The 14,005-nt window shown below is 70.1% G+C and carries 10 protein-coding genes; 7 read left to right on the forward strand and 3 right to left on the reverse strand.

Annotation, left to right across the window (positions count from 1 at the left end; translation table 11 throughout):
• Positions 1-5: 5 nt before the first annotated feature.
• Together hemL and thiD are read right to left on the reverse strand one after the other, a co-directional pair.
• Complete coding sequence (hemL, locus tag AC07OQ_RS20555) at positions 6-1,292, reverse strand: glutamate-1-semialdehyde 2,1-aminomutase (protein WP_495055005.1); 1,287 nt, start codon at positions 1,290-1,292, stop codon at positions 6-8.
• A 26-nt stretch (positions 1,293-1,318) separates the two neighbouring features.
• Positions 1,319-2,272 (reverse strand): bifunctional hydroxymethylpyrimidine kinase/phosphomethylpyrimidine kinase, encoded by a 954-nt coding sequence (gene thiD / locus AC07OQ_RS20560; RefSeq protein WP_495055006.1) that lies wholly within the window; start codon positions 2,270-2,272, stop codon positions 1,319-1,321.
• A 186-nt stretch (positions 2,273-2,458) separates the two neighbouring features.
• Here thiD and AC07OQ_RS20565 point away from each other — a divergent pair, with 186 nt between their 5' ends.
• From AC07OQ_RS20565 to AC07OQ_RS20595, 7 genes are all read left to right on the forward strand, one after another.
• Positions 2,459-2,611, forward strand: a complete 153-nt coding sequence (locus AC07OQ_RS20565; protein ID WP_226882515.1) for a rubredoxin — start codon at positions 2,459-2,461, stop codon at positions 2,609-2,611.
• 42 nt (positions 2,612-2,653) lie between these two features.
• Positions 2,654-3,052: a response regulator gene (locus tag AC07OQ_RS20570; protein ID WP_495055007.1), complete on the forward strand. Its 399-nt coding sequence runs from the start codon at positions 2,654-2,656 to the stop codon at positions 3,050-3,052.
• A 49-nt stretch (positions 3,053-3,101) separates the two neighbouring features.
• Entirely contained in the window at positions 3,102-3,467 is a 366-nt protein-coding gene (locus tag AC07OQ_RS20575; protein ID WP_495055008.1) for a response regulator, read from the forward strand.
• A 94-nt stretch (positions 3,468-3,561) separates the two neighbouring features.
• Positions 3,562-4,092 (forward strand): chemotaxis protein CheW, encoded by a 531-nt coding sequence (locus AC07OQ_RS20580; RefSeq protein ID WP_495055009.1) that lies wholly within the window; start codon positions 3,562-3,564, stop codon positions 4,090-4,092.
• A 50-nt stretch (positions 4,093-4,142) separates the two neighbouring features.
• Complete coding sequence (locus AC07OQ_RS20585; RefSeq protein ID WP_495055010.1) at positions 4,143-6,416, forward strand: methyl-accepting chemotaxis protein; 2,274 nt, start codon at positions 4,143-4,145, stop codon at positions 6,414-6,416.
• A gap of 14 nt (positions 6,417-6,430) precedes the next feature.
• Positions 6,431-12,331: a hybrid sensor histidine kinase/response regulator gene (locus AC07OQ_RS20590; protein ID WP_495055011.1), complete on the forward strand. Its 5,901-nt coding sequence runs from the start codon at positions 6,431-6,433 to the stop codon at positions 12,329-12,331.
• A gap of 180 nt (positions 12,332-12,511) precedes the next feature.
• Entirely contained in the window at positions 12,512-13,522 is a 1,011-nt protein-coding gene (locus AC07OQ_RS20595) for a GGDEF domain-containing protein (protein ID WP_495055012.1), read from the forward strand.
• A 171-nt stretch (positions 13,523-13,693) separates the two neighbouring features.
• Here the strand turns inward: AC07OQ_RS20595 and AC07OQ_RS20600 are convergent, their stop codons facing one another.
• Positions 13,694-13,861 (reverse strand): DUF6429 family protein, encoded by a 168-nt coding sequence (locus AC07OQ_RS20600; RefSeq protein ID WP_495055013.1) that lies wholly within the window; start codon positions 13,859-13,861, stop codon positions 13,694-13,696.
• Positions 13,862-14,005: the final 144 nt, after the last annotated feature.

Here is a 14,005-nt window from a genome sequence, read left to right on the forward strand (position 1 = left end):
CGGTCTCAGCGCAGCGCGGCGCGCGCGGCGGCCAGCGTGGCGGCGATGTCGGCTTCGGTATGCGCGGCGCTGACGAAGCCGGCCTCGTACAGGGCCGGCGCCAGGTAGACGCCGGCATCCAGCATGGCATGGAAGAAGCGGTTGAAACGCTCCTTGTCGGTCGCCATCACCTGGCCATAGTTCTGCGGCAGCGCGCCCAGCAGGAAGAAGCCGAACATGCCGCCCTCGCAGTCGGCGCTGAAGGGCACGCCGTTGTCGCGGGCGATGCCGGCCAGGCCGTCGATCAGGCGCCGGGTCTTCGCGCCCAGATCGTCGAAGAAGCCGGGCTTCTGGATCTCGCGCAAGGTCGCCAGGCCGCAGGCGGTGGCCACCGGATTGCCGGACAGCGTGCCGGCCTGGTAGACGCCGCCCAGCGGGGCCAGGTGCTTCATGATGTCGCGGCCGGCACCGAAGGCGGCCAGCGGCATGCCGCCGCCGATCACCTTGCCGAACACGCTGATATCGGGCCGGAAGCCGGGGATCAGGCCCGCATAGTGGCCCTGCGCGCTGGCGAGGCCGACGCGGAAGCCCGTCATCACCTCGTCGAAGACCAGCAGCGCGCCATGGGCCGAGCAGAGCTCGCGCAGCCGCGTCATGAAGGGCAGGCTGGCGCGCACGAAGTTCATATTGCCGGCGATCGGCTCGACGATCGCGCAGGCCAGCTCGGGCCCGTGCAGCGCAAAAGCCTCTTCCAGCTGGGCGACGTTGTTGTACTCGAGCACCAGGGTGTCCTGGGCGGCGCCGGGCGTGACGCCGGCGCTGGTCGGGTGGCCGAAGGTGGCCAGGCCCGAGCCGGCCTTGACCAGCAGGGCGTCGGTGTGGCCGTGATAGCAGCCCTCGAACTTGATGAACTTGGCGCGCGAGGTGGCGCCGCGCGCCAGGCGGATCGCGCTCATCGTCGCCTCGGTGCCCGAGGACACCAGGCGCACCTGCTCCATGCTGGGCACCAGCTTCAGGATCTCCTCGGCCAGCTCCAGCTCGCGCTCGGTCGGTGCGCCGAAGGAGAAGCCCTCGCGCGCGGCCGCGGTCACGGCCTCCAGCACGGCCGGGTGGCCGTGACCCAGGATCATCGGGCCCCAGGAGCCGATGTAGTCGATATAGCGCTTGCCTTCGGCGTCGATGATGTAGGCGCCTTCGCCGCGCTTGATGAAGCGCGGCGTGCCGCCGACGGCGCGGAAGGCGCGTACCGGCGAATTGACGCCGCCGGGGATGACGCGCTGCGAGCGCTCGAACAGGTCTTGATTGGTGCTCATCGGGGAACTGGCTTCAAGGCATGCCTTCAGTGCATGCGACGGGGAGGGCGGCTGGGCGGTGCTTCGGCGGGCGGGAGTTCCTCCTGCGCGGCGGCGAGTTCATCCTCCGCGCCTTCCTCGGCGGGGGGCAGGGCCCAGAAGAAGCGGTCGGGGATCACATTGCCCATGCCGGGGCGGAAGCCCGCGTCGAGCGACTGGTCCAGGAAGGACAGGGCTTCGCCGACGGCGCTGTGCACCTCGGCGCCGACCGACAGCAGCGCGGCCAGCGCGGCCGACAGGGTGTCGCCGGCACCGACGAAGCCGACTTCGAAGCGCTCGAACTTCTCGCCGGTGATCGGGCCCTGGGGATTGGCCAGCACGTTGTCGACGAACTGGTTGGGCAGGTTGATGCCGGTCACCAGCACATGCTCGGCGCCATGCTGGCCGGCGGCGACGGCCAGCTCGCGCGGCGAGGCCGGGCGGTCGGCGTCCCAGTCGGGCAGCAGGAAGTCGGTCAGGGTCTTGTGGTTGCCGACCAGCACCAGGGTCTGGGGCAGCACCAGCTCGCGGAAGGCGTCCAGGTAGCTCTGCTGCTGCTCCTCGTCCAGCCAGGAGATGGCCGGCAGGTAGGCCACCAGGGGCACGTCAGGGTAATCGCTGAGGATCTCGGCGACCGCGCTGACGCCCTCGGCGCTGCCCAGGAAGCCGACCTTCCAGGCGTTGATGGTCACGTCCTCGAGGATCGAGCGGGCCTGCTCGACGACGACGTCGCTGTCCAGCACATGCTGGTCGAACACCTCGGCCGTGTCGCGCAGCAGCACACCGGTGACGACGGGCAGGGCATGCGCGCCCATCGCGGCGATGGTGGCGATGTCGCAGGCCAGGCCGGCGGCGCCGCTGGGCTCGCTGGCGTTGAAGCTCATCACGCAGGCCGGCGCGGGGGCTTCCTCCTGGTCTTCCAGGGGCGGGTCGGAGGCTTGGGGGAGATCTGCTGTGCTCATGGTCAGGAAGGGGTGAAAGGTCCTGTTACCAGGGACCCAGACAATGCGTGACTAAGCACCGCTTAAGCGTGGATATGGTTGTTGCATCCGTGCCTATTCGCTCCATGGGGGCGAAGATGGGGCTGGCTACAATCTTCGGCATTGTAGTGAGCATGCGAACCGACCGTGACCGAAGCAAGTACTTGGATGTGCCTGATCTGTGGCTGGATCTATGACGAGGCCGCCGGAGATCCGGAGCATGGCATCGCCCCCGGCACCCGCTGGGAGGACGTTGACATGAACTGGACCTGCCCGGAATGTGGCGCACGCAAGGAAGACTTCGAGATGGTGCGCATCTGATCGACGGCTTGCCGTTGCCGCTTTAGGGGAATCAGTTTGGAATTGCAGGCTCCGCAAGCTTCGGCGAAGACATCGGCCAAGGTGCTGGTCATCGATGACAGCAACACGATACGCCGCAGCGCCGAGATCTTCCTGAAGCAGGCCGGCCACGAGGTGGTGCTGGCCGAGGACGGTTTCGACGCGCTGGCCAAGCTCAGCGACTATCAGCCCGATCTGGTGTTCTGCGACATCCTGATGCCGCGCCTGGACGGCTACCAGACCTGCGCCATCATCAAGCGCAATCCGCAGTTCGCCGCGGTGCCGGTGATCATGCTGTCCTCCAAGGACGGGCTGTTCGACAAGGCGCGCGGACGCATGGTGGGCTCGCAGGACTATCTGACCAAGCCCTTCACCAAGGATCAGCTGCTGCAGGCGGTGCAACAGCACGGCCGCGGCGCCTGAGGCGACGGTCCCGGGGATGCCCCTTCAAGAGGCAAGCGAGGAGCACGAGATGCCGATTCGAAACATTCTGCTGGTCGACGATTCCAAGACCGAGCTGCACCACCTGAGCGAGATCCTCGTCAAGCGTGGCTATCTGGTACGTACCGCCGAGAACGGCGAGGAGGCGCTCAAGCGCCTCGACGAGGAGAAGCCCGACCTGATCCTGATGGACGTGGTGATGCCCGGCCAGAACGGCTTTCAGCTGACCCGCTCGATCACCCGCGACGAGCGCTTCACCGACGTGCCGGTGATCATGTGCACCAGCAAGGGCCAGGAGACCGACAAGGTCTGGGGCCTGCGCCAGGGCGCGCGCGACTATGTGGTGAAACCCGTCAAGGCCGAGGAGTTGCTGGCCAAGATCAAGGCGCTGGGCTGAGCCCGATGATGACCAGCCGCCCGCTGCCCCTTGAGTCGGATTTGCGGGCCCTGCGCCGGGCCGCTCCCGGGCTGGCCCGCCGAGGGGGATGCGCATGAGCAACAAGCAAGCGCTGCGCGAACTGCAGCAGCGCCTCGCGCAGCGCATGCGGGCCGCGCGTGAGCAGCCGCAGACGGCCAGCTGGCTGGCGGTGGAGGTGGGCGGCGTGCCCCTGCTGTTCTCGCTGCGCCAGGCCGCCGAGATCTTCACGCCGGTGCCGCTGAAGACCGTGCCCTATACCCAGCCCTGGCTGCTGGGCGTGGCCAATCTGCGCGGCGGCCTGCACACGGTGGTGGACCTGGCGGCCTTCCTGGGCCTGCGCGAGGCGAATGCCGCGCCGCGCGGCGAGGGCGCGCGCCTGGTGACCATCAATCCCGATCTCAACATCAACTGCGCCCTGCTGGTCGACAAGCTGATCGGCTTGCGCGGCGATGCGCAGTTGCAGCAGGGCGAGGCGGGCGAGCCGTCCGCCGGCCGGCCGCGGTTCGCCGGTACCCAGTGGCGCGACCAGGACGGGAGGCGCTGGCAGGCGCTGGACCTGGAAGCGCTGGCCAAGCACGAGCAGTTTCTGCGGATTGTGGCCTGACGAAGTCGCTGTCAGCGACCCCGTCGGCCATCGACATTCACGAGGGTGAGATGAGCTTCCTGGACAAGATCAAGAATCTGGGCAAGACCGAGGGCGCGAAGCGTGCGCCGTCCGCCGTGCAAGCATCCGCCGTGATGCCGCTGAGCGCGCCCGGGCCGCTCAGCGACCCGCCGCGCCACCAGCACTCCATCATTTCCGAGGCGCTGCCGACCGAGATCGCCGCCACCGATTTCCCCGAGACCAGTGCCGCCTTCAGCCCCAGCACGATGGCCGCGGAAAGCGCGGCGCCGGTGCCGGCCGCGGCCGCCGCCGGGCGGCGCAGCCAGGGGCTGCTGACCGCGCTGGTCGCGGCCGGCCTGATCGGCACGGCCGCCACGGTGAGCCTGCTCCTGGTCAGCGCCAACCGCAGCTCGGCCCAGGTGCGCTCCACCGGCCAGGCCCTGATGCAGTCGCAGCGGCTGGCCAAGTCGGTGTCGTCGGCCCTGGTGGGCAATGCCGGGGCCTTTGCCGAACTGCGCGAGAGCGTGGACGTGCTGAACACCCTGGTGCCCGATCTGCGCGAGGGCGCCCAGGGCGTGGCCTCGGTGCAGTCTGGCCTGGACAAGGTCGAGCCCCTGATCCAGAAGGCCGACAAGAACGGCAAGGTCGTGCTGGCGCAGGAAAAGGTGCTGACCCAGGTGGGCCAGGCGCTGCGCAGCATCAACCGCCAGAGTTCCGACCTGCTGGAAAGCGCCGAGGCCGTGTCCTCGCTGGCGCTGCAGCAGGGCGCGTCGATCGGCGAGATCTCGGCCGTGGGCCAGCTGGTGATGCTGACCCAGCGCATCGGCAAGAGCGCCAACGAATTCCTCACGCAGGAGGGCGTCAGCCCCGAGGCCGTGTTCCTGCTGGGCAAGGACCTGAACACCTTCCGCGAGATCGCCGAGGGCCTGCTGAAGGGCAATCCCGAACTGCGCCTGCCGGGCGCGCGCGATGCCCAGGTGCGCGAACGCCTCGCCACCCTGCTCAAACAATACGAGGACACGCGCACCCAGGCCTCGGCCATTCTGTCCAATCTGCAGGGCCTGGTGTCGGCGCGCGAGGCGCAGACCTCGATCCTGGCCGAGTCCGAGCCGATGCGCCGTCAGCTCGAGCAGATCGCGGCCGACCTGGAAGCGTCGGGCGGCGCCAGCTGGTGGCTGATCCTGCTGATGCTGGCCTCGCTGGCGGCCCTGGTGGTCGGCGCGCTGGGTTTCCTGCGCCTCTATGTGGCCGACCAGGCGCAGCGCGCCCAGCTGGCCGAGGCGCAGAAGCGCGAGGCCGAGGCGCAGGAGCAGGAGGCCAAGCGCGTCAACGACGCCAACCAGGCGGCCATTCTGCGGCTGATGAACGAGCTGCAGTTGGTGGCCGAGGGCGATCTGACCCAGCAGGCCACCGTGACCGAGGACATCACCGGCGCGATCGCCGACTCGGTGAACTACACCGTGGAAGAGCTGCGCAGCCTGGTGGGCCAGGTGCAGAGCACGGCCGGCCGCGTGACCGAGACCACCGGCCAGGTGGACCAGACCTCCACCGAGCTGCTGGCCGCCTCGACCGAGCAGCTGCACGAGATCCGCGCCACCGGCGAGGCGGTGCTGCAGATGGCCGGCCGCATCAACGAGGTGTCGTCCCAGGCGCAGCAGACCGCCGAGGTGGCACGCGCCTCGCGCGAGGCTGCCGAGACCGGCCGCCAGGCGGTGCAGAACAATATCGGCGGCATGCATGCGATCCGCGAGTCGATCCAGGAAACCTCCAAGCGCATCAAGCGCCTGGGCGAAAGCTCTCAGGAGATCGGCGAGATCACCGAGCTGATCTCCGACATTACCGAACAGACCAATGTGCTGGCGCTGAACGCCGCGATCCAGGCCGCGTCGGCCGGCGAGGCGGGCCGCGGCTTCTCGGTGGTGGCGGAAGAGGTGCAGCGTCTGGCCGAACGCTCCGGCGACGCGACGCGCCGGATCGCGGCCCTGGTCAAGACGATTCAGACCGACACCCAAGATGCGGTGGCCGCGATGGAGCGTTCCACGGTCGGTGTGGTGCAGGGTACCAAGCTGTCCGATGCGGCCGGTTCGGCGCTGGAGGAGATCGACAAGGTGTCGCGCCGCCTCGACCAGCTGATCGCGCAGATCTCGTCGCAGGCCCTGTCGGAAGCGCGTGCCGCCAACGAGGTGGCCGCCAATATCCAGCACATCTTCGCAGTGACCGAGCAGACCTCGGAGGGCACGCGCTCCACCGCCCAGATGGTGCATGAACTGTCGCGTTCCGCCGAGGCGCTGCGCGCCTCCGTGGCCCGCTTCAAGGTCGCTTGAGCCGGACGGCGCTCATGGCAGCAAGCATGGATTCGAGGATGGACCTGCAGCGCGAATCGGAATTCCCGGCCGACCTGAGTCCGCTGGCCTGGGTGCAGGAGGAACTGCGCCGCTCGCTGGAGTCGGTGCACAAGACCCTGCGGCGCTTCCTGCGCGATGGCGACAGCCGCGGCTCCGCGCTGGCCGGCCTGCCCGGCGATCTGCAGGGGGCCGCGACCAACGGGCCGCTGCAGGGGGCCGCCGCCCAGTTGCACCAGGTGTCCGGCGTGCTGGCCCTGGTGGGCCTGCCCGGCGGCGCCACCATGCTGCGCGCGGCCGAGACCGCGGTGCAGCGCCTGGCCCAGGCGCCGCAGAACATCGACCTGGCGACGGTCGAGATCATCGAGCGCGCCGACTTCGCCCTGCTGTCCTTTGTGGCCCGCCTGCTGGCCGGCAACAAGACTTCCGGCCTGGCGCTGTTCCCGGCCTATCGCGAGCTGCAGCTGCTGAACGGCGCCGAGCGCGTCCACCCGGCCGATCTGTGGTCGCAGGACTTCGCCTGGCGCGAGCTGCCGGCCGAGGCCGGCGTGCGTGCGCTCGGCCCCGACGCCACGCGCAGCGCCTTCGAATCGGCCCTGCTCAAGCAGATGCGCACGCCCGGCCCCGAGAATGCCGGCCAGCTCAGCGAGCTGTGTGCCGGCCTGGCCGCCGGTCTGCGCGACCCGCATTCGCGCACCCTGTGGCAGCTGGCCGCGGCGCAGTTCGAGGCCCAGGCCCTGGGACTGCTGCGCAGCGACGTCTATGTGAAGCGGCTGGGCTCGCGCCTGCTGTCGCAGCTGCGGGCCGGCGGTGCCGCATCGCAGCGCCTGGCCCAGGACCTGCTGTTCTTCTGCGCCCAGACTCCGCCCGTGGCCGCCGCTCGGGCACCGCGCCTGGCGGCCGTGCGCGAGCGCTACAACCTGGCCGAGGACGGAGCCGGCGACTACGAGGACGAGACGCTGGGCCGGATCGATCCGGCCTGGGTGGTGCAGGCCAAGCGCCGCGTCGCCGTCGCCAAGGAGAGCTGGTCCTCCGCGGCCGAGGGCGAAGGCCATCGCCTGGCGGGCCTGGACGAGCAGTTCGCCGGTCTGTCCGAGTCGCTGGCGCGCCTGTTCCCCAGCGGCGAGGTGCTGGGCGAGACCCTGCAGCGCGCCGTCGTCGCCACCCTGCGTTCGGGCCAGCCGCCCAAGCTCGATCTGGCGATGGAAATCGCCACCGGACTGCTCTACGTCGAGGCGGCGCTGGACGATGCGGCCTTCGACCAGCCCGCGCAGGGCGAGCGCGTGCGCGACCTGGCCAGCCGGGTCGAGGCGGTCGCCCATGGCGAGCCGCCGCGCCCGCTGGAAGCCTGGATGGAGGACCTGTACCGCCGGGTCTCCGAGCGCCAGACCCTGGGCAGCGTCGTGCACGAGCTGCGCGCCAATCTGTCCGAGGTCGAGCGCCTGGTCGACGCCTATTTCCGCGACCCCGCGCAGCGCGAGGTGCTGATCCCGGTGTCGGGTCAGCTGCAGGCGATGCGCGGCGTGCTGACCGTGCTGGGCCTGTCGCACGCGGCCCAGGCCACGCTGCGCATGCGCGACGAGGTCGACGAACTGGCCAATACCGAGGTCGATCCCAGCCTGCCCGGCCCGCGCGAGCTGTTCGAGCGCCTGGCCAACAATCTGGGCGCGCTGGGCTTCCTGATCGACATGCTCAGCGTCCAGCCGCAGCTCGCCAAGCGCATGTTCCGCTTCGACGAGGCCACGGGCCGGCTCGACGCGGTGATGGGACGGCATGCCGACGCGGTCAGCCTGCCGCCGCTGGAGGCAAGCAAGACCGACGAGCCGGTGCTCGAGGCCGAACCCAGCCTGCTCAGCCAGGTGCAGGCCGCAACCCAGGCCGCCGCCGAGGGCGAGCGTCCGGCCCAGGATCTGGCGCGCGATCTGGAGCGCCTGTCGCTGCAGGCCCGCGCCGCCGACGAACCCGGCCTGGCCCAGGCCGCCCAGCAGGCGAAAGCCCTGCTGGACCAGGCGCAGCCGGTCGAGCAGGCCACGCAGTCGCTGAACGAATTCCTGGAAGCGCATGCCCCGGCGCCCGCGCCCGCCCCGGTCGCCGCATCGGCGCCGGTGCTGGACGAGGACATGCTGCCGATCTTCATGGAAGAGGCCGAGGAGGTGATCGCCACGGCGCGTGCCGCGCTGGCCGAGTTGGAGGCGGCGCCGCAGGACGCGGAGCAGCTGACCACGGTGCGGCGCGCCTTCCACACGCTCAAGGGCAGCTCGCGCATGGTGGGCCTGATGGCCTTCGGCGAGGGAGCCTGGGCCTGCGAGCAGCTCTACAACGACCGCATCGGCCAGCAGGCCGGCGCCGACCCGGCCCTGCTGGCCTTCAGCGCCGAGGCCTTGGACTATCTGGCCGACTGGTGCGGCGCGATCGCCGGCCGCGGCGCCGGCCCGCACCAGCCCGAGGGCCTGCGCCGCAGCGCCGATGCGCTGCGTCTGGAAGGCCGGCTGCTGTCGCTGGACTGGCCGGCCGAGACCCGGCCGGAGCCGGAGCCGGAGCCTGTGCCGGAAGTCGCCGCGCCGTCGCCGGCCGAGCCGCTGTTGGCCTTCGATCTGCCGACCGAGCCCGCGCCGCTGCCCGAGGTCGCGCTTGAGCCCCTGGCGCCGACCCTGCCCGAACCGGTCGAGCCCGCCTTTGTGCTGGACCTGTCCTCGCCCGAGCCCGTCACCCTCAGCGATAGCAGCGGCAGCGAGTTTGTCGAGCTGCCGGAGTTCGAGTTGCGGCTGGATGTCGACGCCGCGCCGGCGGCCGCGCCCGAGATAGCGACCGAACCACGGCCCGAACCCGAATCCGACCGCGAGCCCGCGGCGCCGGTGCTGGAGCTGGTGTCGCCGACCCCAGCGCCGGAGCCGGCCGAGCCCGGGCTGGCCGAGGGCGAGGATGGCATCAAGGTCATCGGCCCGCTGCGCATCAGCATCGCGCTGTTCAACATCTTCCTCAACGAGGCCGACGAGCTGTCGCGCCGCCTGTCGACCACGCTGGCCGAATGGGCGCTGGAGCTGTCCGTGCCGGTGCCGGCCAATGCCGAGGCCCATGCCCATGCGCTGGCCGGCAATGCCGCCACCGTGGGCTTCGAGGACCTGTCCGCGCTGGCCCGCGAGCTCGAGCATGCGCTGGGTCGCGCAGCGCTGGCCGGCCGCTACAGCGAGCAGGATGCCCAGCTCTTCGTCGCTGCCGCCGAGGCCCTGCGCCGGCTCTTGCATCAGTTCGCGGCCGGTTTCCTGAAGTCGGTCGAGCCCGCCCTGCTGGTGGAGCTGCAGGCCTATCTGCCGCTGGACCCCGTCGACCTGCGCGATCCGCCGAGCAGCATGCCCTCGGCGCTGCAGGATCTGCCGGCGCTGCCGGTGGCCGAGCCGCCGGAAGACGAGCAGGCAGCGCAGGACGACGATCCGCTGACCAGCTTCGATGCGCGCGCGGCCCTGGCGGCCGCGGACGACAGCTTCGTGCCGGGCACGCCCGACCAGATCGATCAGGAGCTGTTCCCGATCTTCGAGGAAGAGGCCCAGGACCTGCTGGAGCAGCTGCACGCCAGTCTGCGCGACTGGGCGGCCCAGCCGCAGGACCGCGCTCGCGCCGCGGCCACGATGCGCGCGCTGCACACCTTCAAGGGCGGCGCACGCCTGTCCGGCGCGATGGGCGTCGGCGAGCAGGCGCACCGGCTCGAATCGGCCGTCGAGGCCCTGCTGGCGCGCGAGCATCTGCAAGGCGCCGATGTGCGCGAGCTGCAGGCGCACAGCGATGCGCTGGAAGCCGGTTTCGAGCAGCTGCGTCGTCGCCTGAAGGCGCAGCCGGGCCCGGTCGAGCCGGCCTCCGAGCCCACGGCCGAGCCCGCGGTCGAGGCCGTCATTGAGACCGTGATCGAGGCGGCGCCGCAGCCCGAGCCGGTGACGGCGCCGGCGTCCGCCCCGGCCACCCCGGCGGCGGAGCCGGACAGCGGCCCGCAGATCGACTGGAGCCGCTTCGCCCAGCCCTCCGGCGCCGCTGCCGGCGTCGAGGAGTCCGGCACCGCGGCATCGGGCCAGGCCCAGGTGCGCGTGCGCGGTGCGCTGCTGGAGCGCATGGCCACGCAGGCCGGCGAGGTCAGCATCCGGCGCGCGCGGCTCGATTCCGAGCTGTCGCAGATGAAGTCGGCCCTGCTCGATCTGGACGACAACCTGGAGCGCCTGCGCAACCAACTGCGCGAGCTGGAACTGCAGGCCGAGGCCCAGATGGGCTCGCAGCAGGATGCCGCCAAGCAGGCCGGCCGTGATTTCGACCCGCTGGAGTTCGACCGCTACACCCGCTTCCAGGAGCTGACCCGCATGCTGGCCGAGTCGGTCGGCGACGTGGCGACGGTGCAGCGCTCGCTGCAGCGCAATGTGCAGCTGGGCGAAGACGAGCTGGCCGCGCAGTCGCGCCTGACGCGCGAGCTGCAGGACGATCTGCTGCGCACCCGCATGGTCGAGTTCGACAGCCTGGCCGAGCGGCTGCACCGCGTGGTGCGCCAGGCGGCGCGCGAGGCCGGCAAGCAGGCCCAGCTGCAGATCGTCGGCGGCCATATCGAACTGGACCGCAGCGTGCTGGAGCGCCTGACCGGCTCCTTCGAGCATCTGCTGCGCAACAGCGTCAGCCATGGCATCGAGACGCCCGAGGCGCGCGCGGCCGCCGGCAAGCCGGAGCAGGGCACGATCACGCTGCGCCTGGCCCAGGAAGGCAACGAGGTGCTGCTGGGCTTCAGCGACGATGGCGCCGGCCTGAACCTGGCGCGCATCCGCGAGCGCGGCGAGATGCTCGGCCTGATCACCCAGGGGGTGGAGGCCAGCGATGCCGAGCTGATGGACCTGATCTTCACGCCCGGCTTCTCGACCGCCAGCCAGGTGACCGAGCTGGCCGGCCGCGGCGTCGGCATGGACGTGGTGCGCTCCGAGGTCGACACCCTGGGCGGCTATATCGACACCCATTCGACGCCGGGGCAGGGCGCCGGCTTCGAGCTGCATGTGCCGCTGACCACGGCGTTGACCCAGATCGTGCTGCTGCGCTACGGCGAGCAGCAGGTAGCGGCGCCCGCCAGCCTGCTGGAATCGGTGCTGCGCCTGCCGCTGGAGCAGGTGGAGCGCGCCTATGCCGAGGGCCATGTGACGATCGGCGACGCGCAGCTGCCCTTCTACTGGCTGGGCGGCCTGATGAACCACAGCGGCCGCGGCGTGCTGGCCGGCCGCAGCCTGCCGGTGCTGCTGATCAAGAGCGCGCACCAGCGCCTGGTCCTGCATGTGGACGAGGTGCTGGGCAACCAGGAAGTGGTGGTCAAGAACCTCGGCCCGCAGCTCAGCGGCGTGCCCGGTCTCGCGGGCATCAGCCTGCTGGCCTCGGGCGACGTGGCGCTGATCTACAACCCGGTGGCGCTGACCCATTGGTATGGCGCGGCCGCGCTGGCCCATGCCCAGCATGCGGCGCAGGCGGTGGCGGCCTCGCCGGTGGATGCGGCCGAGGTGCTGGCGCCGCTGGTGATGGTGGTGGACGATTCGCTGACGGTGCGCCGCGTCACCCAGCGCATGCTGGACCGCGAGGGCTATCGCGTGCTGCTGGCCAAGGACGGCATGGATGCGATGGAGAAGCTGTCGGGCGACGAGCTGCCGGCGGTGGTGCTGTCCGACATCGAGATGCCGCGCATGGACGGCTTCGACCTGGTGCGCAATATGCGCGCCGATGCCCGCCTGGCCGAGCTGCCGGTGATCATGATCACCTCGCGCATCGCCCAGAAGCATCGCGACTATGCGCTGGAGCTGGGCGTCGAGCATTACCTGGGCAAGCCCTATGACGAAGAGCTGCTTTTGGGCCTGATAGGCAGATACACTTCGTCACACGTCGCGGCCTGACAGACTCCTCTTCGGCACGGCGATTTGGTCGGGCCCGGCCGGCGCAATGCGTCGGCCCCGGGCCATCACATGCATCGCCGCGGCGCCCGGGGAGGGAGCCTCGACTGGGTTTTATCGGGCGCTATGTCAGAAGTCGTTGAGCATCTCGCGGAGTTGACCGGATTCAGGGACCGCGACGTCATGGACGTGACCCTCGTGTCGGCGCTGCGTGACCTGCTGGAGCCGCAGTCGGTGGCGATCTTCCGCATCGTCGGCGAGGCCGGCCAGGAGCGTTGGCTGACGCGCGCGCGCCTGCAGGGCGACGAGGTGGTGGCCAGCGCCGACTCCTTCTGGACCGAGCCGGCGCGCCTGCCGGCGCTGCAGGCCCATCCCGAGCGGCTGGAATGCATGCGCGAGCGCCATGTGCTGCAATGCCAGCCGGACGGCGAGAGCGGCGCATGGCTGACCCTGTTCCCGCTGGCCACCGAGCGCGAGGTGCTGGGCGTGCTGGAGGTGGCCTCGGCCGAGAAGCTGAAGGGCTCGGCCCAGCGCATGGTGGGCAGCATCCTGCGCATCTATCACAACTTCCAGGGCCTGCTGGACTACAGCGAGCGCGACACGCTGACCGGCCTGCTCAATCGCAAGACCTTCGACGAGAGCTTCCTGAAGGCGGTCGGCGATCTGGCCCCGCCGCAGCTCCATGACGGCCATTTCCACGATAGCCAGCTGGCCGACGACGGCCGCCGCCACGAGCTGGAGCGGCCGCGCTACTGGCTGGGCGTGATCGACATCGACCACTTCAAGTCGGTCAACGATCGCTTCGGCCACCTGATCGGCGACGAGGTGCTGCTGCTGCTGTCGCGGCTGATGCGCAACAGCTTCCGCTTCCACGATCTGCTCTACCGCTTCGGCGGCGAGGAGTTCGTCGTGCTGATGCGCTGCGAGGACGAGGACGACGCGGCCCATGCCTTCGAGCGGCTGCGCCACAACTGCGAGCATTACCTGTTCCCGCAGGTGGGGCGCATCACGGTGAGCATCGGCTTCACCGAGGTGCGGGCCGACGATGCGCCGGCCGGCGCCTTCGAGCGCGCCGATCGCGCCGTCTATCACGCCAAGGCGCATGGCCGCAATCAGGTGCAGAGCCATGGCCATCTGGTGGCCATCGGGCAGATGCAGGAAGTGACGCAGCTCAGCGCGATGGAGCTGTTCTAGTCGCGGGGACGTGCTACCGGCTCGGACCGGGGCGGCTGCATTCGACCCATCTGCGACATCCACCTCGCCGATGTCGATGCCGCAAAGCGGTCGTCGGCGCCGACTACTGATTCGACCTTGCTCCAAAGAGTTTCGCCGCCAACGCCTTGGCCTTCGACAACCCCTCGCCGGTCAAATGCACAGCTCAGCGCGGCTATGAGGGTCACTGATCAAGCCCTGGTGGTGTAGCGCCGCCATCACGGCGAAGTCATACCGCTTCCACGCGCGGCCGCCATCAAACTCGAATACACCGAGCAGCGCGAGGACGGCTTCCTGCACCCCTAAATCCTCGGAGTCCATACGGCCCTCACACAACGTTCGCGCTGAGCGGGCGGCGAAGGCGTCTGCTGCAGCAAAATGTTAGCCATCGCGGTTTGGCAAGGTAAGTGCAACACCGTCTCCAAAGAAGGTAGGGAGCTGGCCATAGTGCAGAGACCCTCAACC

This window comes from Roseateles sp. GW821-FHT09B06, assembly GCF_059418245.1.